The sequence below is a fragment of the Aeromonas dhakensis genome, from assembly GCF_002285935.1.
GTDB classification, from domain to species: Bacteria; Pseudomonadota; Gammaproteobacteria; order Enterobacterales; family Aeromonadaceae; genus Aeromonas; species Aeromonas dhakensis.
The window spans coordinates 4,414,107-4,436,845 of the sequence record NZ_CP023141.1 but is presented as its reverse complement, the minus strand read 5'-3'; the positions used below and the strand labels follow the sequence as shown (position 1 = coordinate 4,436,845).

The following is a 22,739-nucleotide window of genomic DNA, read 5'->3' as shown; positions in this document are numbered from 1 at the left end:
CGCCATCAAGATTTCTAATCCTTTTTCGAACATAAAATTTATTACCTATTTTGAGGTAATGGTGGCTAACTCGAGGCCGCGCCTGAGGTTTCACGAGAAAAAGCGACGCGATTAAATTGCGATGATTTTGTGATAGAGCGGGGATTTTCCCCATTTTGCATGGCAGGAAACTTGCCATAGGTGGTAAACTCAGGCGCTTTTGAATGACTCTGTATGTTGCTGATTTGTTTGTTTCTTCGACATCTTGCCGCAACATCAACGGGCTCATTCAACAACTCGTCGTGATGTATTTCTCGGCGCTAACCAACCTGTCTTCCCTTAACGGTAGTGCAAGTGAGTATGATTACAATTAAAAGAGGACTGGACATCCCCGTGCTGGGTGCTCCGGAGCAAGTAATCTACGATGGCCCGGCCATCACCCGTGTTGCTACACTCGGCGAAGAGTTCGTGGGGATGCGTCCTACTATGTTTGTCAAAGTAGGTGATCGCGTCATTAAAGGTCAGGAGCTCTTCGAAGATAAGAAGAATCCCGGCGTTAAATTCACGGCCCCCGCCACCGGTGTGGTTTCAGAGATCAACCGTGGTGCCAAGCGCATTCTGCAATCCGTTGTCATCGATATCGATGGGTCCGACGAGCAGGTGACCTTCGAGCATTTTGCCTGTGCCGAGCTGCCCAAGCTCGAACGCAGCAAGGTGCAGGAGATCCTGGTCGCGTCCGGCCAATGGACTGCGTTGCGTACCCGCCCGTTCAGCAAGGTGCCAGCCGTGGGTTCCACCCCGCGCGCCATCTTCGTCACCGCCATGGACACCAACCCGCTGGCCGCCGATGCGGAGCTGATCATCAAGGAGCAGTCCCAGGCGTTCCTCGACGGTCTGGCCGTGCTGACCCGCCTGACCGATGGTTCCGTCTATGTCTGTAAGGGCGAAGGCAGCCTGCCGCACGCTTCCCTGGCGCAAGTCAAGGAAGAGGTGTTCGTCGGTCCGCACCCTGCCGGCCTGCCCGGTACCCACATCCACTTCCTGGACCCTGTCGGTGCCAAGAAAGTGCAGTGGCACATCAACTATCAGGACGTGATCGCCTACGGCAAGCTGTTCACCACCGGTCAGATCCATACTGACAAGGTGATCGCCCTGGCCGGCCCGAACGTGATCAAACCGCGTCTGCTGCGTACTCGCATGGGTGCCTGCATCAGCCAGCTCACCAACAACGAGCTGCGTGCGGACGAGAATCGCGTCATTTCCGGTTCCCTGCTGAGCGGTGCCAAGGCTGAAGGGGTCCATGACTACCTGGGTCGCTACCACAATCAGGTCAGCGTACTGGGTGAAGGTCGTGAGAAAGAGTTCCTGGGTTGGGTCAATCCCAGCGCCAGCAAGTTCTCCATCACCCGTACCACCCTCTCTCACCTGGTGAAGGGCAAGCTCATCAACTTCACTACCACCACCAACGGTAGTGACCGCTCCATGGTGCCTATCGGCAACTATGAGCGCGTGATGCCGCTCGACATCCTGCCGACCCTGCTGCTGCGGGATCTGGTCTCCGGCGATACCGACAATGCGCAAGCGCTCGGCTGCCTGGAGCTGGATGAGGAAGATCTGGCGCTCTGTACCTTCGTCTGCCCCGGCAAGACCGAGTACGGCCCGATCTTGCGTGAGTGCCTGACCAAGATTGAACTGGAAGGTTAAGCGATGAGTTTCAAGCAACTTCTTGAAAATATGGAACATCACTTCGAGCCGGGTGGCAAGTACGCCAAGTACTATGCCCTGTTCGAAGCGGCGTACACCCTGTTTTATACCCCGGGTTCCGTGACCCGCAATGCCGCCCACGTCCGTGATGCGATCGATCTGAAGCGGATGATGATCATGGTGTGGCTGGCCGTGTTCCCGGCCATGTTCTGGGGCATGTACAACGTCGGCAACCAGTCCATCGCCGCCATCGCCCATCTGGGCACGGCCGCCGGTGCCGGCAGCTGGCAATATGCCCTGGCTACCCTGCTGGGTGCCTCTCTGGATCCGGCGGTGGCCGGCGTCGGCAGCAAGATGCTGATCGGTGCAGCCCACTTCTTCCCGATCTACATCACCGTCTTCATCGTCGGTGGTTTCTGGGAAGTGCTGTTCGCCATGGTGCGCAAGCACGAGATCAACGAAGGCTTCTTCGTGACCTCCATCCTGTTCGCGCTGATCGTGCCGCCCGAGCTGCCCCTGTGGCAAGCTGCCCTGGGTATCACCTTCGGTGTGGTGCTGGCCAAGGAAGTGTTCGGTGGTACCGGCAAGAACTTCCTGAACCCGGCGCTGGCGGGTCGTGCCTTCCTGTTCTTCGCCTACCCGGGTCAAATCTCCGGTGATGCAGTCTGGGTTGCCGTCGACGGCTACTCGGGCGCAACCGCGTTGAGCCAGTGGGCCCAGGGCGGCCAGATGGCGCTGATCAACGGTGCCACCGGCCAGAGCATCAGCTGGATGGACGCATTCCTTGGCAACCTGCCCGGTTCCATCGGTGAAGTCTCCACCCTGATGATCCTGCTGGGTGCGGCCATGATCGTCTACATGCGCATCGCCTCCTGGCGCATCATCGCCGGCGTGATGATCGGCATGGTAGCTACCTCCCTGCTGTTCAACGTCATCGGTTCCGACACCAACCCCATGTTCAATATGCCGTGGCACTGGCACCTGGTGCTGGGTGGTTTCGCCTTCGGTATGGCCTTCATGGCGACCGACCCCGTCTCCGCTGCCTTCACCAACAAGGGCAAGTGGTGGTACGGCGCCCTGATCGGCGTGATGGTGGTGCTGATCCGGGTCGTGAACCCCGCCTTCCCGGAAGGCATGATGCTGGCCATTCTGTTTGCCAACCTGTTTGCCCCCTTGTTTGACCATTTCGTGGCACAGGCGAACATCAAGCGGAGGATCGCTCGTGGCGTTTAATAAAGACTCTACTACCGGCACTCTCGCCGTAGTGACCGGTCTGTGTCTGGTCTGCTCCATCGTGGTCTCCGTGGCCGCCGTGGGTCTGCGTCCGGCCCAGCTGGAAAACAAGGCGCTGGACAAGCAAAGTAACATCCTGTCCGTCGCCGGCGTCGACATCAGCGCCGTGGCCAAGCGTGACCTGGCCAAGCTGTATGGCGACAAGATTGAAGCGCGTCTGGTGGATCTGGCCACCGGTGAGTTCGTTGACGGCGATGCCGACAACTTCGACACCAAGGTCGCCGCCAAAGATCCTGCCCAGAACATTCGCCTGGCTCCGACCGACGACAAGGCCGGTCTGCGTCAGATCTCCAAGCTGGTCCCGGTGTTCTTCGCCAAAGATGCCGAAGGCAAGGTCGACAACATCATCCTGCCGATCTACGGCCAGGGTCTGTGGTCTACCATGTATGCGTTTGTAGCGGTTGCGGCCGATGGCCAGACCATCAAGGGCATCACCTACTACGACCACGGTGAAACCCCGGGTCTGGGTGGCGAAGTCGAGAACCCGGCCTGGCGCGAGCTGTTCGTCGGCAAGAAGCTGTTCGACCAGAACGGTCAGCCTGCGCTGCGGGTGATCAAGGGTCATGCTCCGGCTGGTTCCGAGCATGAGATCGACGGCCTGTCCGGCGCGACCCTGACCGGTAACGGCGTACAGCATACCTTCGACTTCTGGATGGGTCCCAAGGGCTTCGGTCCTTTCCTGGCCAAGGTTCGTGCAGGAGAAATCAACAATGGCTGACAAGAGCGAAATGAAAAAGTTGCTGTTGACGCCTGTGCTCGGCAACAACCCCATCGCACTGCAGGTGCTGGGTGTCTGTTCCGCGCTGGCCGTTACCAGCCAGATGAAGACTGCGTTCGTGATGACGCTGGCCGTTACCGCGGTCACCGCCTTCTCCAACCTGTTCATCTCCCTGATCCGCAACCAGATCCCGAACAGCGTGCGGATCATCGCCCAGATGGCGGTGATTGCCTCGCTGGTTATCGTGGTTGACCAGGTGCTCAAGGCGTATGCCTACGACATCTCCAAACAGCTGTCGGTGTTCGTCGGCCTCATCATCACCAACTGTATCGTGATGGGCCGTGCCGAAGCCTACGCCATGAAGAGTGCCCCGCTGCCCTCCTTCCTGGATGGTATCGGCAACGGTCTGGGTTATGGCGCCGTGCTGCTGACCGTGGCCACCGTGCGTGAAATCCTGGGCTCCGGCACCTGGTTCGGCATCGAACTGCTGCCGCTGGTGAACAATGGTGGCTGGTATGTGCCGAACGGCCTGCTGCTGCTGCCGCCGAGTGCGTTCTTCATCATTGGTCTGATCATCTGGGGCGTACGCACCAAGGATCCCAAGCAGGTGGAGGCGAAGGATTAAGGTATGGAACACTATATCAGTCTGTTGATTCGCTCGATCTTCATCGAGAACCTGGCGCTCTCCTTCTTCCTGGGGATGTGTACCTTCCTGGCGGTGTCCAAGAAGGTCAAGACCGCCATGGGCCTGGGTGTCGCCGTTATCGTGGTTCAGACCGTGGCCGTGCCGGCCAACAACCTGATCTACAACTACGTGCTCAAAGACGGTGCCCTGGTGTCCGGTCTGGATCTGAGCTTCCTGAGCTTCATCACCTTCATCGGGGTGATTGCGGCCCTGGTACAGATCCTGGAGATGGCGCTGGACAAGTATTTCCCGGCCCTCTACAACGCCCTCGGTATCTTCCTGCCGCTCATCACAGTGAACTGCGCCATCTTCGGTGGCGTCTCCTTCATGGTGCAGCGTGACTACAACTTCGTTGAGTCCGTGGTGTATGGCGTGGGTTCTGGAGCCGGCTGGATGCTTGCCATCGTGGCGATGGCGGGGATCCGCGAGAAGATGAAGTACTCCGATGTTCCGGAAGGCCTGCGTGGTCTCGGCATCACCTTCATCACCGCGGGTCTGATGGCGCTGGGCTTCATGTCCTTCTCTGGTATTTCCCTGTAATCGGAAAGGAAATATAGATGGAAATTATTCTGGGTGTGGTCATGTTCACCGTGATCCTGCTGGCCTTGGTGGCAGTCATTCTGTTCGCCAAGTCCAAGCTGGTGACCGCCGGTGACGTGACAATCAGCATCAACGGCGACCCGGCCAAGGCTGTGACCAGCCCGGCGGGTGGCAAGCTGCTCGGCGTGCTGGCCGGCAGCGGTATCTTCGTCTCCTCCGCCTGCGGCGGCGGCGGCTCCTGTGGTCAGTGCAAGGTACGGGTGAAATCCGGCGGCGGCGACATCCTGCCGACCGAGCTGGATCACATCAGCAAGGGCGAAGCCCGTCACGGCGAGCGTCTGGCCTGTCAGGTCACCGTTCGTTCCGACATGGACATCGAGCTGCCGGAAGAGATCTTCGGCGTGAAGAAGTGGGAATGTACCGTCATCTCCAATGACAACAAGGCCACCTTCATCAAGGAGCTCAAGCTGCAGATCCCCGATGGCGAGAGCGTGCCGTTCCGCGCCGGTGGTTATATCCAGATCGAAGCGCCTGCCCACCACGTGCAGTACAAGAACTTCGATATTCCCACCGAATATCGCGGTGACTGGGATCGCTTCAAGATCTTCGAGCTGGAGTCCAAGGTCAACGAGCCGATCATCCGTGCCTACTCCATGGCCAACTATCCGGAAGAGTTCGGCATCATCATGCTGAACGTGCGGATCGCGACCCCGCCGCCCAGCAACTGGACTGCCCCTCCCGGCCAGATGTCCTCCTACATCTTCAGCCTGAAGGCGGGCGACAAGGTGACCATCTCCGGTCCGTTCGGCGAGTTCTTCGCCAAGGACACCGACGCGGAAATGGTGTTCATCGGTGGTGGTGCCGGTATGGCGCCGATGCGTTCTCACATCTTCGATCAGCTGCGCCGTCTGAAGACCAAGCGCAAGATGAGCTTCTGGTACGGTGCCCGTTCCAAGCGCGAGATGTTCTATGTCGAAGACTTCGACATGCTGCAGGCCGAGAACGACAACTTCCAGTGGCACGTGGCCCTGTCTGATCCGCAACCGGAAGACAACTGGGACGGCTACACCGGCTTCATCCACAACGTGCTGTTCGAGAACTATCTCAAGAACCACGAGGCGCCGGAAGATTGCGAGTTCTACATGTGCGGTCCTCCCGTGATGAACGCTGCCGTCATCAACATGCTGAAAAACCTCGGCGTTGAAGACGAGAACATCCTGCTGGATGACTTTGGTGGTTAATCAATGCACAGTGTTGTAAAGACCTGGCTAGCCTTCGGGCTAGCCTTTTTCTTGACTGGGTGCGGTCAGGAACAAACGGTCCAATCGAAGCCGGAAATTCACATCACCGGCAGCACCATGGGTACCTACTACTCCATCAAGGTGGCGGACAACGTCATCACCGATCCCGCCAAGTTCCAGGCCGAGGTCGATGTACTGCTGGAGCGGGTGAACGATCAGATGTCGACCTACCGGCCGGACTCCGAGCTGTCGCGCTTCAACCAGCACCGCAGCTCGACGCCCGTGGTGGTCTCCCGCGATACCGCGCGGGTGGTGACCGAGGCCATTCACATTGGCCGTGAGAGCCGCGGGGCGCTGGACGTCACCGTCGGCCCCTTGGTCAATCTGTGGGGCTTCGGACCCGACGCGCGCCCGACCAAGACGCCGTCTGACGAGCTGATCACCCAGACCCGCCAGAAGACCGGGCTCGGCAATCTGCACGTGATCACCTCCGTCGATGCCGATACCCTGCAAAAGGACATCCCGGATCTCTACGTGGATCTCTCCGCCATTGCCAAGGGCTTTGGCGTCGACAAGGTGGCCGAGTATCTGGAGTCCCTGGGTTCGCGCAACTATCTGGTTGAGATCGGCGGCGAATTGCGGATCAATGGCGTCAACGGCAAGGGTCACCCCTGGCGCGTCGCCATCGAGAAACCGACGGCCAACGCCGGCTCGGTGCAGGAGGTGATAGTGGCGGGCGACAACGGGGTGGCGACCTCGGGCGAGTACCGCAACTATTACGAGCTGGACGGCAAGCGCTTCTCCCACACCATCGATCCCATGACCGGCAAGCCTATTCAGCACCGGATGGTGTCGGTGACCGTGATCCACCCCTCCTGCATGACTGCAGACGGGCTGGCGACCGTGTTCATGGTGCTCGGACCCGAGAAGAGCCTGGCCTACGCCAAGGAGCGGGGGCTGGCCATTTTCGTGATCACCAAGACGGATGAGGGTTTCGAGGAGTCTTACTCCGATGCCTTCAAACAGTATCTGGTTAGAAAATAAGGGGCGGTAACATGCAGATTTTTTTGATCACCTTCGGGGTGTTTCTGGTGGTGGTGGTGGCCATGGCCATCGGCTACATCTTCCAGAAGAAGACCATCTCCGGCTCCTGTGGCGGACTTGGCAGCATAGGTATCGAAAAAGAGTGTGATTGCCCGGAACCCTGCGACAACCGCAAGAAGAAGATGGCCAAGGAAGAGGCCCGTCGCAAGATGCTGGCCGAGAACCGGATCATCTGAGCGGGCAGGGGCACTCGCACCCATGTCGAAAGCAAAACGGGCTGACCCTTGGGTCAGCCCGTTCTTTATGGCGAGCGCTCAGTAGTCGTAGCGCTGGCACTCCTTCTTGTTGAATTCGGCCCGCCAGCGTGCCAGCTCCTCCTGCGTACCCAGCTCGTCTCCCTGTTTGATGGCCTTTTCCAGCGCCTCGATGCGCTCGTGCAACCAGCTACACTCGGCGGTCGGATTGTCCTTGCCAGTGCTCTGCTGCGGCAGCAGCAGGCAGAGCCCCAGAGCCAACCCCGGCCAGACTCCCTTCATCTCATTCTCCTTGTGCGATGGATTATAAATGGTGCCTTAAGAGTCTATGTCTGCCGGTCATTTCATGCCGATGGCAGAAATGGCAGGGCTGGGTTAGCATAGGCAGGTCACCTGTTTATTCGTACAGTGGTATGCGCAAGATCATTCACATCGACATGGACTGCTTCTATGCCGCGGTAGAGATGCGGGACAACCCGGCCCTGCGCGAGGTACCGCTGGCCATCGGCGGCTCGGCGGACAGGCGCGGTGTCATCTCGACCTGCAACTATGTGGCGCGCCGCTTCGGGGTGCGCTCCGCCATGCCGAGCGCGCTGGCACGCAAGCTCTGCCCGCCGCTGGTGCTCATTCCCGGCCGGATGGCGGTCTACAAGGAGGTCTCCCGCCAGCTGCGGGCCATCTTTCTGCGCTACACCGAGCAGGTGGAGCCGCTCTCCCTCGATGAGGCCTATCTCGACGTGACGATGAGCCCCTGCTGTGGCGGCAGTGCCACCCTGATGGCCCGCGAGATCCGCGCCGCGATCAATGCCGAACTGGGGCTGACCGCCTCGGCCGGGGTGGCGCCGAACAAGTTTCTGGCCAAGCTCGCCTCCGAGCAGCGCAAGCCGGACGGCCTGTTCGTGATCCGCCCGCAGGAGGTGGATGAGTTCGTGCGCCAGCTGCCCCTCGGCAAGCTGCCCGGCATCGGTCGCAAGACCGCGGATCGGCTGGAGTCGCTCGGCCTTTACTCCTGCGAAGATGCACGTCAGCTCGGCAACGAGGAGCTGATAGCCCGTTTCGGCAAGCTCGGGGAGATGCTGGCCGGGCGGATCTGGGGCCACGACGAGCAGCCGGTACAGGCCCAGCGGGTGCGCAAGACCATAGGGGTGGAGACCACCCTGGCCAGCGACGTGCTGGATGAGGCCGCCTGTTGGCAGGTACTGAGCAGGCTCATTCCCGAGCTGGAGCAGCGATTCTCGGCCAGCCACGGCAAGGAGCAGTTGATGGGGCAGGGGATCAAGCTCAAGTTTGCCGATTTCCAGCAGACCACCGTCTACCGGCGCGGGGGTTACCAGCCGGAGCGGTTTCACGATCTGTTGCACGAAGGTTTGCTGCGGGCACAGGGCAAACCCATTCGGCTACTGGGATTGGTGGTCGGCCTGCCGGCGGCCGGCGAAGTGAACCAACTTGCCCTGGATTTAGCGTGATAAGGTTAAGTTTTTGTTTCTAAAACCGATACACTGATCACATCAGTATGAAGCTAGGAAATGGTGGCATGAGTTCTCTTTCTGTTCAGGGGCGGATCACCCTGATCGCCGGTTGTTGTTTGTTGGCCAGTGCCGGTGCCCTGGTGGCCTCTTCTCTCTTCAGTGCTGCCAACATGCAGGATCAGGTGCTGACTTCTACCACGGCGGAAGCCCAGAGTGCGGCCGAAAACTGGATGAAGGCGATGGGCTCGGAGCAGGCGGCCAAGGTGACCAGTTATCTGGACGAGGCCTACTTCCGGGCAACCCTGCTGGGCCAGGGGATCCTGTTCCAGCGCAAGAACGCGGCCGACAATTTCGGCTCCTCCGAATCACTGCGTACCGCCGTCAACCAGCAACTGCATGACGCGGCCGCCTCCTCCGATCACCTGCTCGGCGTCTATGCGGTGTTCGAGCCGGACCAGCTCGACGGCGAAGACAGCAACTACCACGGCTCCAGCGCGCTGGGCTCCAACGATCAGGGGCGTTTCTCCACCTACTGGGCGCGGGTCGACGGCAAGATTGAACCCGAGGTGCAGGACGAATCCGTGCTGGCGGACGAGAGCCCGACCGCGGCCGGCGGGGTGGAGAACGAGTGGTATCGCTGCAGCATTCGCAGCAAGGCCCTCTGTCTGCTGGAGCCTTATCTGGACGATGTGGGGTCGCAAAAGGTATTGATGACCTCGGTGACAGTGCCTCTGCTGGAGCAAGACAAGCTGCTCGGCATGGTCGGGGTCGATATCTCGCTGACCGCGCTGCAGAGTCTGGTCAAGGAGATGGATCAGGAGCTCTATGAGGGGCAGGGCAAGGTGCTGCTGGTGAGCAGTCAGGGCCGTGTTGCCGGGGTGGACGGCTTCGACGTCACCCTGGGCAGTCCGCTCGGTCAGCAGTATCAGACCCTGACGGCCGCCTTGCAGGGCTGGCTGGGCCAGGGGCAGGTGGCCAGTCGCTGGAGTCCGGACGGCAACCTGCTGCAGACCTTCGTACCGGTCAAGATGCGCGGTACGGAACAGAAATGGGGCATCTACATCGAGCTGCCGCGCAGCGTGGTGCTCGCCTCGGCCCTTCAGCTGCAGGACGATCTCTCCGGCCAGGCCAGCCGCAGCGTGATGACCCAGCTGCTCATCGGTGGCCTCATCTCGGCGGTGGCGCTGATCTGCATCTGGCTGATGGCCCACCAGATAGTGGCCCCCATCCGCGCCGTGGTGGCCCGCCTCAAGGACATTGCCAGCGGCGAGGGGGATCTCACCCAGCGCATCGAGCTGCGCCGTGACGACGAGATAGGCGAGCTGGCCAAGTGGTTCAACAGCTTCTTGAACAAGCTGCAGAGTACCATCAGCCAGGTCATAGATACCGTTGCCGGCACTCGTGCCAGCGCCGAACAGGCGGCCAGTGTCGCCGAACGCACCAGTGCCGGCATGCAGGCCCAGTACCAGGAGGTAGACCTGGTGGCGACCGCGTTCGAGGAGTTGAGCGCCACCGCCCTGCAGGTGGCCAGCAACGCCAACTCGGCGGTGGCCGCTGCCAACCAGGCCGACACGGCGGCGCAGGAGGGCAAGTACGTGGTGGCCGACACCCAGGAGGCGATGCGCAAGCTGATGGCGGTGATCAGCGATGCCAAGCCGGTGGTGGAGCACCTGTCAGCCAACAGCGAGAACATCAACGACATCCTGGTGGTGATCCAGGGGATCGCCGAGCAGACCAACCTGCTGGCGCTCAACGCCGCCATCGAGGCGGCGCGGGCCGGCGAGCAGGGCCGTGGTTTTGCGGTGGTGGCGGACGAGGTGCGCAATCTGGCGGGCCGCACCCAGAACGCCATCGTCGAGATCCAGACCCTCATCGGCCAGCTGCAATCCGGCACCGAGGCGGTGGTGAAGGCGATCATGACCGGCCACGGTCAAGCGGATCTGACGTTGACCAAGGTGGACCTGTCGGTCAGCGTGCTGGAGCAGATCATCCACGCGGTCGGCACCATTCATCAGATGAACGAGCAGATCGCGAGGGCGGCGCAGGAGCAGAGCGGGGTGGCGGATGAGATCAATCGCAACGTCAGCAACATTCGCGATGTGAGCCACACCATCCGGGCCGAGGCGGCCAGCTCCGCCGAAAATGGTCGCGAGCTGTCGGCGCTGGCCGACAAGCAGCAGCAACTGGTGGGGCAGTTCAAGGTATAGGGATAAGAAAAAAGGCGCCTTCCAACCGGAGGCGCCAAACACATTCAGATGACAGACTGGGTTAAATCGGTCTGATTTAAGCCCCTCTTCCCGCAGAGGAAGAAACACAACACCACAATCGCACTCCAGAGACTCACAAAAATCACATGTAAACCAACATGGAAGAGAAAAAGTGAGCCATATGGCAACGGATTGCGAAGCGAATTATGTTTATTCACTGGTCGACCCGCAACCGACAAATTATAATGCGGCCCATTAGAAAAACTCATCGTCGGCTGGTCTCATGTCTCGTCGTTTACCCCCGCTCAACGCACTGAAAGCGTTTGAAGCTGCGGCTCGTCATTTAAGCTTCACCCGCGCTGCGGAGGAGCTGTTCGTGACCCAAGCCGCCATCAGTCACCAGATCAAGGCGCTGGAAGAGTACCTCGGTATCAAGCTGTTTCGCCGCAAGAACCGTTCTCTGTTGCTGACCGAGGAGGGGCAGGGCTACTTCCTCGACATCAAGGACATCTTCACCTCCATTTCGGAGGCGACCGACAAGTTGCTGGCCCGCAGCGCCAAGGGCGCGCTCACCGTTTCTCTGCAGCCGAGCTTCGCCATCCAGTGGCTGGTGCCGCGGCTGGTCAAGTTCAGCGAACGTCATCCCGACATCGACGTGCGGATCAAGGCGGTGGACATGGACGAGGGCTCGCTCACCGACGACGTGGACGTGGCCATCTACTACGGACGTGGCAACTGGCCTGGCCTGCGGGCCGACAAGCTGCACACCGAGTATCTGATCCCGGTCTGTTCACCGCTGCTGCTGACCGGTCCCAAGCCGCTGCGCACCCCGGACGATCTGACCCGCCACACCCTGCTGCACGACACCTCGCGTCGCGACTGGAAGGCCTGGTTTCGCCAGCTCGACATCGATGCCCCCAACGTCAACCAAGGGCCCATCTTCAGCCACTCCACCATGGTGATCCAGGCCGCCATTCACGGCCAGGGGGTGGCCCTTGGCCACAGCGTGCTGGCCCAGCCAGAGATAGAGGCGGGCCGCCTCATCTGCCCGTTTGAGCAGGTGCTGGTGAGCAAGAACGCCTTCTATCTGGTGTGCCAGGAGCAGCAGTCCGATCAGGGCAAGATAGTCGCCTTCCGCGACTGGATGCTGGAACTGGTGGAGCAGGAGGAGGCCCGTCGCCGGGCCCGACTGGCCGATGCATGAGGTGATCCGGGAGGGGGCGGTTGATGCCCCCGTTCGCATTCTGTTGGCACACGGTGCCGGGGCGGGCATGGAGCACGCCTTTCTGGCCGAGCTGTCGCGGCTGCTGGCCGGGCCCGACATCGAGGTGGTGCGTTTCAACTTTCCCTACATGAGCAAGCGTGCCCTGGATGGCAAGCGTCGTCCGCCGGACCGGCAGCCCGCCCTGCTCGACCATTGGCGCCAGATGATCAAGGCGTTTGCTCATCCCAGACTGTTTCTGGCGGGCAAATCCATGGGCGGGCGGATGGCGGCTGAACTCTATCAGGAGAGTGAGGACGAGATGAATGCTGCAGGATTGCTCATTCTCGGGTATCCTTTCCACCCCCCGGCCAAGCCCGACCGCTGGCGGGGCGAGGTGCTCAAGCAGATCAAGACGCCAACCCTGCTGTTGCAAGGGGAGCGCGATACCTTCGGCACCCGTGCCGAACTGACTGATTTCCCCTTCTCATCCGCCGTATCGGTCCATTGGCTGACCGATGGTGATCATGGCTTCAAGCCGCGCAAGAGCAGCGGTGCGAGCGAGCAGGGCAACCTGCGCCAGGCGGCCGAACGGATCAAGGATTTCATTGCGACCATCCCGGCGCGGGGTTGAGGCTGGCGCGGGACAATAAGGAGGCAAGGGATGCAATTTCATCGACATTGGCTGGTGCTGGCGGGCTTTTTCGGCCTGACGGCGACCATGCTGGGCGCCTATGGTGCCCACGGTCTGGCGGCCACCGGCATCGACCCTTCGCGTCTGGCGGCCTTCAATACCGCCGTGCAGTATCAGTTTTTTCACGCCCTGGCCCTGCTGGTGCTGGGGTGGTGCGGTGTGCGCAGCAAGGTGATCAACCTGGCTGGCACCGCCTTTGTGCTGGGGATCCTGGGATTCTCCGGCAGTATTTACGCCATGGTGCTGCTTGGCAGCAAGGGCTTGGGGCTCATCACCCCGGCCGGTGGCCTCTGTTTTATGTTGGGATGGGCGGCCCTGATGTGGGCTGGCTGTCGTCTTGGAGGAAAGAATGAATAATCTGCTGCTTTATTGCCGCCCCGGTTTTGAGAAAGAGGCGGCGGCAGAGATCACCGAACGAGCCACTAACATGCAGTGTTATGGCTTTGCCCGGGTCAAGGACGACAGCGGCTACATCATCTTCGAATGCTACGGTGAGGAAGAGGCCGATCTGCTGGCGCGCAAGCTGCCGTTCAAGGAGCTCATTTTCATCCGCCAGATGCTGGTGGTGACCTGCGAGCTCAAGGAGCTGGATCTGGCGGATCGGATCACCCCGATCATCGAGGCGACCCGCGACTACGCCATCTGCGGTGATCTGCGGGTGGAGACGGCCGACACCAACGAGGCGAAGGAGCTCTCCGCCTTCTGCCGCAAATTCACCGTGCCGCTGCGCCAGGCGCTGCGCAGCAACGAGATCCTGACCAAGAAGGAGACCCCGAACCGTCCGGTGTTCCACGCCTTCTTCCTGGCCAACGACCACGTGTTGCTGGGTTACTCCTACTCCTTCAACAACTCCGCCTTCCACATGGGGATCCCGCGCCTGCGCTTCCCTGCCGATGCGCCAAGCCGCTCCAGCCTCAAGCTGGAAGAGGCCTTCTACGTGTTCGTACCGCGGGAAGAGTGGGACGTGCGGCTGCGCTCCGGCATGAAGGCGGTGGATCTCGGTGCCTGCCCGGGCGGCTGGACCTATCAGCTGGTGCGTCGCGACATGATGGTGACCGCGGTGGACAACGGTATGATGGCGCAATCCCTGATGGATACCGGCCAGGTCAAGCACATCCGCGATGACGGCTTTGTCTGGCGTCCCAGCAAGAAGAACATCTACTGGCTGGTGTGTGACATGGTCGACAAGCCGGCACGGGTGACCCACATGATCGCCGACTGGTTCCGCGAGGGCGATTGCCAAGAAGCCATGTTCAACCTCAAGCTGCCGATGAAGAAGCGCTACGCCGAGGCGGTGCACAACATCCAGGTGCTGCGTGAACTGCTGGCGGAGATCGATGGCGGCTTCATCATTCAGGCCAAGCAGCTCTACCACGATCGCGAAGAGATCACGGTGCATGTCTTCAACAAGTACTGGGTCTCCAAGCTCTCCCCCCAGGAGTGAAGGCTGGCTGACATGGGCTGACAAAAAGGCCGACAACCCCAAGGTTGTCGGCCTTTTTATTCGGCTTGCGTTCAGAAGCGATAGTCAAAACGCAGCGAGGATTCGCCATCGGTAAGCTTGAGCTCGATGTCGAGCGGTATGGTGCGATCGGTCGGGCTGAACTCCAGCTTGACGCCGTTGCTGCGCAGCTTGAGAGAGGTGTTCATGCCGGCGGTCTTGAACTTGATCCTGGGCTTGTGCTGTTCGAAGGAGAGGCTGACGCTCTTCTCGGCGGTCAGGTTGAGCTTCTGATAGGGAGTGACCTGACTGTTGCCATTGCTGTCGGTGACGACATCCATCCCGAAGGAGAGGGGTTTGGGAGCCTTGAGCAGGTCATTGGTATCCAGGGTGGATTGCCAGACCTGGCTGGCCGGCTGGGTGGATGGCGGCAGCTGGGGCCAGGCATTCTCGACCGGTCTGTCTATTGCCATGACATTGCTGCTGATGAGCAACAGGGTAACGATAGCGCGCATAATGGATCTCCTTATCCCTTATCTATTGAACATAGTAGCCAATCGACAAAGGGGGGAGCGCGCCGTGAGATAAAACAAAGGGAGCCGAAGCTCCCTTTTTAAATCAACAAGTTGGCACCAATTACAAACGATCTATGATGGATTGGGTGAACTCGCTGGTGGAGGCGTTGCCCCCCAGATCCCGGGTCACCCGGTCGCCGGATTCGATGGTGGCGCGCACCGCTTCGCGAATGCGCTCGGCCTTGTCCTGCATGCCCAGATACTCCAGCATCTGGATGGAGGCGAGGATCACCGAGGTGGGGTTGGCGATGTTCTTGCCGGCGATGTCCGGGGCAGAGCCGTGCACCGCTTCGAAGATGGCGGCGCCATCACCGATGTTGGCGCCCGGCGCCATACCGAGGCCGCCGACCAGACCGGCACACAGATCCGAGAGGATGTCGCCGAACAGGTTGGTGGTGACCATGACGTCGAAGCGCTCCGGGTACATCACCAGGTTCATGCAGGCGGCATCGACGATCATCTCTTCGCTCTGGATGTCCGGGTAGCGGCTGGCCACCTCACGGGCCACTTCCAGGAACAGACCGGAGGTGGACTTGAGGATGTTGGCCTTGTGGATGATGGTGACCTTTCTGCGCCCTTCCTGACGGGCCAGCTCGAAGGCGAACTTGACGATGCGCTCGGCCCCTTCGCGGGTGATGATGCTCATCGCCTCCGCGCTCTGGTTGTCATCGCTGCGCTTCTGACCTGCCCCCGAATACATCCCTTCGGTGTTTTCACGCACCGTGATGATGTCGATGTTGTCGTAACGGCTGCGGGTGCCCTTGAAGGAGAGAACGGGACGCACGTTGGCGTAGAGGTTGAACTTCTTGCGCAGGGAGACGTTGATGGAGGTGAAACCGCCGCCGACCGGGGTGGTGAGGGGGCCTTTCAGGGTGACCTTGTTCTTCTCAATCAGGTCGAGTGTGGCCTGGGGCAGCAGCTCGCCGTGCTTCTCCAGCGCCACCAGACCGGCGTCCGCGTATTCGTATTCGAAGTCACAACCGGCGTGGGTCAGGATCTGGATGGCGGATTCGATGATGCTGGGGCCGATGCCGTCGCCCGGGATGACGGTAATTTTTCTTTTTGACATGAGACGTATCCACTTCTAGGGAACAGAGGGGGAGGATTCGGCGGTTTTATACCATTTCTCCACCTAACCCTCCATGTTTCTTTACATTCTATCTGTTTTTGTCAACAGCGAGAGTGAGTCCGGTCATGCTTGGCGAGATAGCGTCATCAGGCATCCGGGGTGGGCGGATAACGGATCTCCCGCAGGTTGAAGCCAAGGGGGATGTCCCGCTGCAGCCGTACCAGTCGCTGGGCCAGCAGGGCCTCATCCTGGTGCTGACGCAGCTTGAGCAAAGGCTTGGCGGCGTCCTCCTGCTGGCAGGCGGTCAGCATGGCAGCGAGATCGCCGTATTGTTGCAGCAGCTGGGTGGCTGTCTTGGGGCCGATGCCGGGCACCCCCTTGATGTTGGAGCCACCGATGCCGGTCAGGGCCCAGAAGTCCACCAGCTGGGCCGGGGCTACGCCGTATTGCTGCTCGACGAAGGCGGCATCCAGCCAGCGCTTGTTGAAGTAGTCGCGGATCCGGATCTGCGGGCAGATGAGCTGGCAGAAGCCCTTGTCGGTGGAGATGATGGTGGCGCTGGCACCGTGCTGGGCAATGCCGCTGGCCAGGGTGGCGATGAGATCGTCCGCCTCGTCGGTCTGGGAGAGCAGGGCATCGACACCGCACTCCCAGAAGGCATCCTGCAGCTCGTTCAGCCCTTCGCGCAGCTCGGCCGGCATGGGGGTGCGTCCCTCCTTGTAGGCGGGATAGACCTCCTTGCGCCAGCTGTGCACCTCGCCATCGAACACCGCGATGACGTGGGTCGGCTCGCTGCCGGCCAGCAGCTTGCGGCAGGTATTGATGAGGTTGGCACGGGTGGCGATCAACGCCTGGGCCGGAGTCAGCGCCTGCTGAGTCTGCACCGCGTGCAGCCGGCGGATGAGGTTGAGGGCATCGATGATGAGCAGGTGTGGCCTTGGGTTTGACATGGGGCACTCTTGGCAGTCGGAACGCCCCATTGTAACAAACCAGCGGGCTCAATGGGGGATTGATGGCCGAAGGGGAGGCCGCAACAAAAAGGGGCGCCATGCGCCCCTCGTTTCATCTGTGCTGCCCGTCAGCGCACGATTTCGTAGCAGGGCACATACTGGCTGCCCGGCAGCTTCATGCGCTGCTGTTTGACGAAGCTCTCCAGCAGCTTGTCCATCAGGTGCATCAGCTCCTTGTCACCATGGATCTTGAACGGCCCCTTCTTCTCGATGGCGCGGATGCCCCCTTCCTTGACGTTGCCGGCGACGATGCCGGAGAAGGCACGGCGCAGGTTGGCCGCCAGCAGCTGGGGCGGCTGGTTGCGGTGCAGATCCAGGCTGGCCATGTTGGCGTGATCCGGCTCGAACGGCAGCTGGAACTCCGGCTCGATCTTGAGGGACCAGTTGAAGGAGTAGGCATCCCCTACCGACTTGCGGTATTCGCGGATCTTCGGCATCGCCTCCTTCATCACCCGGGCCACCTCGGGGGCATCGCCGATGATGATGCGGTAGAGGCTGGTGGCCGCTTCCCCCAGGGTCGCCTTGACGAAGTCATCGATGGCGCGGAAGTAGTCGGCACTCTCTTTCGGGCCGGTCAGCACGATGGGCATGGGTTGCCGCTCGTTGGCCGGGTGCATCATGATGCCGAGCAGGTAGAGCAGCTCCTCGGCGGTGCCGACCCCGCCCGGGAAGATGATGATGCCGTGGCCGAGACGCACGAAGGCCTCCAGCCGCTTCTCGATGTCCGGCAGGATCACCAGCTCGTTGACGATGGGGTTGGGCGGCTCGGCGGCGATGATGGAAGGCTCGGTGAGGCCGATGTAACGGCCGTTGCGCACCCGCTGCTTGGCGTGGCCAACGGCGGCCCCCTTCATCGGGCCCTCCATGGCGCCCGGGCCACAGCCGGTACAGATGTTGAGCTCGCGCAGCCCCAGCTCGCTGCCGACCGCACGGGTGTACTGGTACTCGATCTCGTTGATGGAGTGGCCGCCCCAGCAGACCACCAGATTGGGGTCGGCGCCGGGCAAGATCGCCTTGGCGTTGCGCAGGATGGCGAACACCACGTTGGAGATGTGGGTGGAGCTGGTGAGGTTGACCAGCCGGTTCGACTCCAGCTGGGTCGACACATAGAGGATGTCGCGCAGCACGGAGAAGAGGTGTTCCTGAATGCCGCGGATGATCTCGCCATCGACGAAGGCGTGCTCGGGGGCGTTGAACAGCTCGAGCTTGACCCCGCGCTCACGCCGGATCACATGAATATCAAAGGATTTGAAGCGCTCCAGTATCTCTTTGGAGCTGTCGGTATGGCTGCCGGAGTTGAGTACCGCCAGCGAGCAGTTGCGAAACAGTTGATAGATATCGCTGGAGGCGGTTTGCTTGAGGCGGTCCACCTCGAGCTGGGACAGCAAGTCCATGCTGCCGACTGGATTGATGTGCGTAATCATATGTTCCCCTTTCACTCGCTTGTTATCGTTGTGCTTTTCCCTGGGGAGAAAACGGGATGCCCAGTGGCATCCCTTGAATTTGATAGTAGTTGCAAGCGGTGGGGCAGGGGAATAGGGGGAAAGTGCGTTTGCTGCTTTTTTAGGCACTCGTCAGGCCAGATTCACCTGATCCCGACCCGAGTGCTTGGAGCTGTAAAGCGCCTTGTCGGCCCGCTCGAACGCATCCGTGGTGTGGTCTCCCTCCCTGAACAGGGTGGCGCCGATGGAGATGGTGATCTCGACCCTGGCATCCCGAAAGCGGAACGGAATGCTCTTGATGGTCTGGCGCAAGGTTTCCAGCGGTTTCTGGTACTTGTCCGGATTGATGTTCGGCAGCAACACCACGAACTCCTCGCCGCCGAAGCGGGCGATGAAGTCGGTGTCGCGCAGGGCCCCCTGCAGCGCCTTGGCCACTACCTTCAACGCCTTGTCGCCGGCCATGTGGCCGTAGTTGTCGTTGATGTTCTTGAAGTGGTCGATGTCGATGATGGCCAGGCACAGCGGGGTGCCGTAGCGCAGCCAGCGCTTGTATTCGAGCTCGAGCCGCTCGTCGAGGGCCGCCCGGTTGTGCACCTGGGTCAGGCTGTCGAGGAACAGCTTGTGTTTCTGGATGGTGAGCCGCTTCTTGTACTCTGCGGTCTCCTCCTTCATCAGTCGCAGCTTGGCCTCCATGGTGGAGAGGCGGGTCAGCAGGTGGCGTTCGCGGGCGGCCATGGCCTCCCTGTCTTGCAGCAGCAGGCTGATGGCGCCCATGTGGCCTGAGATGGCCTCCTTGAGGTCGCCCAGGGTGTCATGGCTGGCCAGGGTATGGTCGATGGCTTTGAGCTCCTGGTCGATGGCCTTGCGGGTATCCAGAGTGGCACTTTGCAGGGCCCGTCCCTCGTCGAGGGATTCGGTGAAGCTGAAGTGGACGGCCGAGAGGCTCTCATTGAGGGTGCTGAGAAACGCCTGGGAGGCTTTGCGCTCCTCGCGGGTGCCCTCGATGATGAGCTCGATCACCTGCAGGCAGATCTCGGCCAGCAGGGGAGGGGTGATGCCATTGAGCAACTGGCGGCGAATGTCCGCCAGGCTCTCGCCCACCGCACCGGCAAAGTCGAGCTCGGTGATGAGCCGCTGCAGCTCGTCGGCGATGTGGGCGTGGATCTTGACGTCAAATGGGGCATCCGGCTCGGGGGCGGCCAGATCGGTGACCACCTCAGGCTGACTGCTCTGGGCCAGCAGGGGCTGGCTGGGCAACAGCTGGATCTTGATGGCCTGCTGGTAGAACTCCAGCAGCCGGATCACCTTCTTCTGGTGATCGCCGATGCCATAGCCATCCGGGCTCGCCAGAAACTCCTTGAGGGATTTGCGGGTATCTTCCGGGAAGCCCTTGATGGCCTTGAGTTGCTTGGAGCCGAGTTCGATGGCGGACTTGGTCAGGGAGATGGACTCTTCCAGCGCGTTGCCGTGCTGCTGCAGCAGCTTCTCGATGATGGCGAGATCGGCGTCGAGGGAGGAGAGCGGCGGGTTGCCGTCGAGTTTCTGCTTGAGCTTGGCGAGCTTGTTGTCCAGCTCCCGGTCGTGACCGCGGCAGGCCTGCATCAGCTTGGCGATGAACTGGATGCTGCGGGCGCGCTCGGTATCGGAGAAGGAGACAATGCCGTCCAGCTCCAGCTGTTTTTGCTGAAGGGATTCCCTGAGTCTGGCCAGTTGTCCGGCTACGGCAGCGATATCATTCATTATTCAGGTCGCCCTGTTGTCATTATCGTTGTTGTGTTGGATAGCAACAGCGGTCGAACCCAGTTCCAGACCCAGTTGAATATCTATTCGTCACTGATCAACCGGCACTCTCTTCCGTGCTTCCGTGAAAGTTGAAGCCAATTAACCCATTGCTTTTCATGAGAAGAATTTACTTTTACCAGTCCCTTGTCAATTGCCATCAAGCAGCATTGCCACACATCCCCATTAAAAAATGCGGCCTGCTGGCAATCGATGGCAGCCAGCTCCAACCAGACGCTTTGCTGGGATTTTTCACTGAGCTGAATGGCTCCTGCCAGCGCCAGATAGCAGAGGTCGAACAGCCCGTGATGATCGAGGGCGGTGGCCGCCTTGGGCAGGAAGGGGTGGCTGACGATGCCGAGGCTGATGTGGCGATCGAGCGGATGCTGGCAAGGGAACTCGGCCAGTGCGGCGAGCAGCTCGCGGGCCAGCCGGTGCAGATCCTCCACATGGCGCTGGGGCACCACATAGAGCAGATGGCCTTCGCGAAGGTCGTAGATGCGGCCATCCTGCGGGGTGAGGCCGTTGACGTAGGCACCGAAGGCCTGCTCTATCTCGCGGCTCACCTGATAGCCGTGCTGCTCCAGGCTGTTGACCAGGAAGGGGACCCGAAACAGCAGGTAGTGCAGCTTGTCGTCAAATTCGCTGCTGGGCAGCTCGCTCAGATACCAGCGCTCGGAGCGCTGCTGGCGCTTGGCCATCTCCCGTGGCCAGCGGCTCATCAGTCGCTGCCAGTTGGCCAGCCCGGTGCGCGGCTCGAGCAGCAGCGCCTCGCCCAGCTGCTTGCCCTGCAGGCGGGCGACCCGCAACTTGAGCCAGAGGGTGAAGAAGAGGTAGATGAACAGGGTCAGCAGCAGGCCGGTTATCACGCTCGACCAGAGGTAGCGATCCTGTTGATGCTTGCTGGTGCTGAGCTGCTGCTCCAGCTCCTTGATCTGCTGTTCACGCTCCACCTGGGCGTAGTTGTCGCGGATCGCCTCCTGCTCCAGATCGACCTGCTGCTGGCGGACCTGCTCGCTGCGCTGGTGGAAATTCTTGTAGCTCTCCAGTGCCTGCTGCAGATAGCCCTTCTGCTCGTAGGCCGCCGAGAGCAGACGGAAGATCTCGAACTGGCGCTGGGTGTCGCCGATCTGGTTGGCCAGCGCCAGCGCGTTCTCCAGCTGCAGGATGGCGATGCCCGCCTCCTTCTGCTTGAGGTGCAGCTCGCCCAGCAGCAGCAGGGTGTCGATCAGCGGCTCCTTGTCATCCCCCAGCTCGTGGGACTGGCGGGCCGCGGTGAGGTAGTTGCGGGCCAGGGTCAGGTTGCCGGTTTCCAGATAGGTTTTGCCTATTTCGTACTTGAGGTTGGCGATGCGGGTGCGGTTGTTGCCCTCGTCCAGCAGATCCAGGGCGTTGAAGAAGTAGACCAGCGCCATGTTCATCTCGCCCTGCTCCCGGTTGAGGCGGGCCAGCACAATCAGGGCGTCGCTCAGCAGGGAGGGATTACCGAGGGCGTGGAAGTAGTTGGCTGCCTCATTGGCATATTGCAGCGCCTTCTGCGGCTCCTGCTCCTCTTCATAGAGGTTCACTATCTGGTTCGACAGCAAGCCGAGGAAGAGGGGATCCTGCAGGCCCCTGGCCTGCTGCTGGGCGTCGATGTAGTCGCCCAGCGAGAGCTGCGGCTGCTTGAGGGCGTGGTAGAGATCGCCGCTCACCGCGCTGACCCAGGCGCTGGCCAGCGGGTTCTTGGTCTGATCCGCCCAGCGGCGGGCTTCGGCCAGCTGGCGTTTGGCCTCGTCGAACTGGTGCGCCTCTATGCTGGCATTGGTGCGCAGCAGCCGGCTGTAAACCTGCAGCTGGCTCTCTTTCAGGCTGGGGGTGCTGAGCAGGGTCTCCAGCTGACCGAGCAGGCCGCTGCTGGCACCGTGGGAGCGTTCCAGCAGGTTCTGGCTGCGGATCTTGAGGTAGAGGCCGTGGGCCTGCAACTCCAGCTGCTGCTCCTTGGCCGCCATGGCGATGCCCTGATCGAGGGACTTCTGGGCGGCCTGGAACTGGCCCAGTTGCAGCAGGCACTCCCCCTTGAGCAGGTGGGCGCCGGTGGCCTGGGCGGCGGTGCCATAGCTCAACAGTGGCTCGCGGTAGCCGTACTCCTGGCGATTGCTGATGATTTGCTTGGGATTATTGGCCGTGCGCGCAAGAAAGGCGGAGGTGATCTGCACGCATCTGGCAGGATCGGTCAGCACCAGGGTCTGGGCCTGTTGCAGATCGATGGACAACTGCTCCTTGGCCAGATCCAGATCAGGAGCGGACAGGGAGGACATCATCATTGCCAGAAAAAACAGTTGATTCATTGGATTAAGGGCAGCACGGGAGTGAGGGCATGTTATCCAAGCCCGCCCCCGTGCGTCCAGAGTT

Annotated in this window: 21 protein-coding genes; 14 read left to right on the top strand and 7 right to left on the bottom strand. The window is 60.9% G+C overall.

Features of this window, described 5'->3' with window-relative positions:
• Nucleotides 1-339 precede the first annotated feature (339 nt).
• From CK627_RS20460 to nqrM, 8 genes are read left to right on the top strand one after another with little or no spacing between them, the layout of a single operon-like run.
• Nucleotides 340-1,683 carry a Na(+)-translocating NADH-quinone reductase subunit A gene (locus tag CK627_RS20460; protein ID WP_005303554.1) on the top strand — a complete coding sequence of 448 codons (1,344 nt, stop codon included), beginning with the start codon at nucleotides 340-342 and terminating at the stop codon, nucleotides 1,681-1,683.
• Between the two features lie 3 nt (nucleotides 1,684-1,686).
• Nucleotides 1,687-2,916, top strand: a complete 1,230-nt coding sequence (locus tag CK627_RS20455) for an NADH:ubiquinone reductase (Na(+)-transporting) subunit B (protein ID WP_005303550.1) — start codon at nucleotides 1,687-1,689, stop codon at nucleotides 2,914-2,916.
• The gene (locus CK627_RS20450) at nucleotides 2,906-3,694 is read left to right on the top strand and encodes a Na(+)-translocating NADH-quinone reductase subunit C (protein ID WP_095593228.1); all 789 of its coding nucleotides are present in this window, start codon (nucleotides 2,906-2,908) and stop codon (nucleotides 3,692-3,694) included. Before CK627_RS20455 ends, CK627_RS20450 begins: the two co-directional genes overlap by 11 nt.
• Nucleotides 3,687-4,319, top strand: a complete 633-nt coding sequence (locus CK627_RS20445; protein WP_005303545.1) for an NADH:ubiquinone reductase (Na(+)-transporting) subunit D — start codon at nucleotides 3,687-3,689, stop codon at nucleotides 4,317-4,319. Before CK627_RS20450 ends, CK627_RS20445 begins: the two co-directional genes overlap by 8 nt.
• 3 nt (nucleotides 4,320-4,322) lie before the next feature.
• On the top strand, nucleotides 4,323-4,919 hold the full coding sequence (gene nqrE, locus CK627_RS20440) for an NADH:ubiquinone reductase (Na(+)-transporting) subunit E (RefSeq protein ID WP_017764094.1): 597 nt from the start codon (nucleotides 4,323-4,325) through the stop codon (nucleotides 4,917-4,919).
• A 17-nt stretch (nucleotides 4,920-4,936) separates the two neighbouring features.
• Nucleotides 4,937-6,160, top strand: a complete 1,224-nt coding sequence (gene nqrF / locus CK627_RS20435; protein ID WP_005303535.1) for an NADH:ubiquinone reductase (Na(+)-transporting) subunit F — start codon at nucleotides 4,937-4,939, stop codon at nucleotides 6,158-6,160.
• A gap of 3 nt (nucleotides 6,161-6,163) precedes the next feature.
• Nucleotides 6,164-7,204, top strand: coding sequence for an FAD:protein FMN transferase ApbE (locus CK627_RS20430; RefSeq protein WP_005303533.1), 1,041 nt, complete (start codon nucleotides 6,164-6,166; stop codon nucleotides 7,202-7,204).
• Nucleotides 7,205-7,215: 11 nt separating this feature from the next.
• Entirely contained in the window at nucleotides 7,216-7,440 is a 225-nt protein-coding gene (gene nqrM / locus CK627_RS20425) for a (Na+)-NQR maturation NqrM (RefSeq protein ID WP_005303529.1), read from the top strand.
• A 78-nt stretch (nucleotides 7,441-7,518) separates the two neighbouring features.
• Here nqrM and CK627_RS20420 read toward each other — a convergent pair whose 3' ends face one another.
• Complete coding sequence (locus CK627_RS20420; RefSeq protein WP_010634802.1) at nucleotides 7,519-7,740, bottom strand: hypothetical protein; 222 nt, start codon at nucleotides 7,738-7,740, stop codon at nucleotides 7,519-7,521.
• A 131-nt stretch (nucleotides 7,741-7,871) separates the two neighbouring features.
• Here CK627_RS20420 and dinB point away from each other — a divergent pair, with 131 nt between their 5' ends.
• The 6 genes from dinB to rlmM all read left to right on the top strand — a co-directional run bounded on the left by dinB (nucleotide 7,872) and on the right by rlmM (nucleotide 14,473).
• On the top strand, nucleotides 7,872-8,924 hold the full coding sequence (gene dinB / locus CK627_RS20415; RefSeq protein ID WP_017764095.1) for a DNA polymerase IV: 1,053 nt from the start codon (nucleotides 7,872-7,874) through the stop codon (nucleotides 8,922-8,924).
• 68 nt (nucleotides 8,925-8,992) lie between these two features.
• Nucleotides 8,993-11,134 carry a methyl-accepting chemotaxis protein gene (locus CK627_RS20410; protein WP_010634800.1) on the top strand — a complete coding sequence of 714 codons (2,142 nt, stop codon included), beginning with the start codon at nucleotides 8,993-8,995 and terminating at the stop codon, nucleotides 11,132-11,134.
• A gap of 283 nt (nucleotides 11,135-11,417) precedes the next feature.
• The gene (locus CK627_RS20405; protein WP_005303519.1) at nucleotides 11,418-12,338 is read left to right on the top strand and encodes a transcriptional regulator GcvA; all 921 of its coding nucleotides are present in this window, start codon (nucleotides 11,418-11,420) and stop codon (nucleotides 12,336-12,338) included.
• Nucleotides 12,331-12,969, top strand: a complete 639-nt coding sequence (locus tag CK627_RS20400; RefSeq protein WP_095593227.1) for an alpha/beta fold hydrolase — start codon at nucleotides 12,331-12,333, stop codon at nucleotides 12,967-12,969. Before CK627_RS20405 ends, CK627_RS20400 begins: the two co-directional genes overlap by 8 nt.
• Nucleotides 12,970-12,999: 30 nt before the next feature.
• Nucleotides 13,000-13,386, top strand: coding sequence for a DUF423 domain-containing protein (locus tag CK627_RS20395; RefSeq protein WP_010634798.1), 387 nt, complete (start codon nucleotides 13,000-13,002; stop codon nucleotides 13,384-13,386).
• Nucleotides 13,379-14,473, top strand: a complete 1,095-nt coding sequence (gene rlmM / locus CK627_RS20390) for a 23S rRNA (cytidine(2498)-2'-O)-methyltransferase RlmM (protein ID WP_005303513.1) — start codon at nucleotides 13,379-13,381, stop codon at nucleotides 14,471-14,473. The genes CK627_RS20395 and rlmM overlap by 8 nt, the downstream gene beginning before the upstream one ends.
• Before the next feature lie 71 nt (nucleotides 14,474-14,544).
• On the opposite strand, the gene CK627_RS20385 is transcribed toward rlmM, so the two are convergent.
• From CK627_RS20385 to CK627_RS20360, 6 genes are all read right to left on the bottom strand, one after another.
• Entirely contained in the window at nucleotides 14,545-14,985 is a 441-nt protein-coding gene (locus CK627_RS20385; RefSeq protein ID WP_005303511.1) for a hypothetical protein, read from the bottom strand.
• Between the two features lie 121 nt (nucleotides 14,986-15,106).
• Nucleotides 15,107-16,114, bottom strand: coding sequence for an isocitrate dehydrogenase (locus CK627_RS20380; RefSeq protein ID WP_095593226.1), 1,008 nt, complete (start codon nucleotides 16,112-16,114; stop codon nucleotides 15,107-15,109).
• A 146-nt stretch (nucleotides 16,115-16,260) separates the two neighbouring features.
• Nucleotides 16,261-17,064, bottom strand: a complete 804-nt coding sequence (gene xni / locus CK627_RS20375; RefSeq protein ID WP_095593225.1) for a flap endonuclease Xni — start codon at nucleotides 17,062-17,064, stop codon at nucleotides 16,261-16,263.
• Nucleotides 17,065-17,192: 128 nt separating this feature from the next.
• Nucleotides 17,193-18,548, bottom strand: coding sequence for a nucleotide 5'-monophosphate nucleosidase PpnN (gene ppnN / locus CK627_RS20370; RefSeq protein WP_005303505.1), 1,356 nt, complete (start codon nucleotides 18,546-18,548; stop codon nucleotides 17,193-17,195).
• Between the two features lie 150 nt (nucleotides 18,549-18,698).
• On the bottom strand, nucleotides 18,699-20,306 hold the full coding sequence (locus tag CK627_RS20365; RefSeq protein ID WP_017779839.1) for a GGDEF domain-containing protein: 1,608 nt from the start codon (nucleotides 20,304-20,306) through the stop codon (nucleotides 18,699-18,701).
• An 83-nt stretch (nucleotides 20,307-20,389) separates the two neighbouring features.
• The gene (locus tag CK627_RS20360) at nucleotides 20,390-22,675 is read right to left on the bottom strand and encodes a hypothetical protein (protein ID WP_095593224.1); all 2,286 of its coding nucleotides are present in this window, start codon (nucleotides 22,673-22,675) and stop codon (nucleotides 20,390-20,392) included.
• Nucleotides 22,676-22,739: the final 64 nt, after the last annotated feature.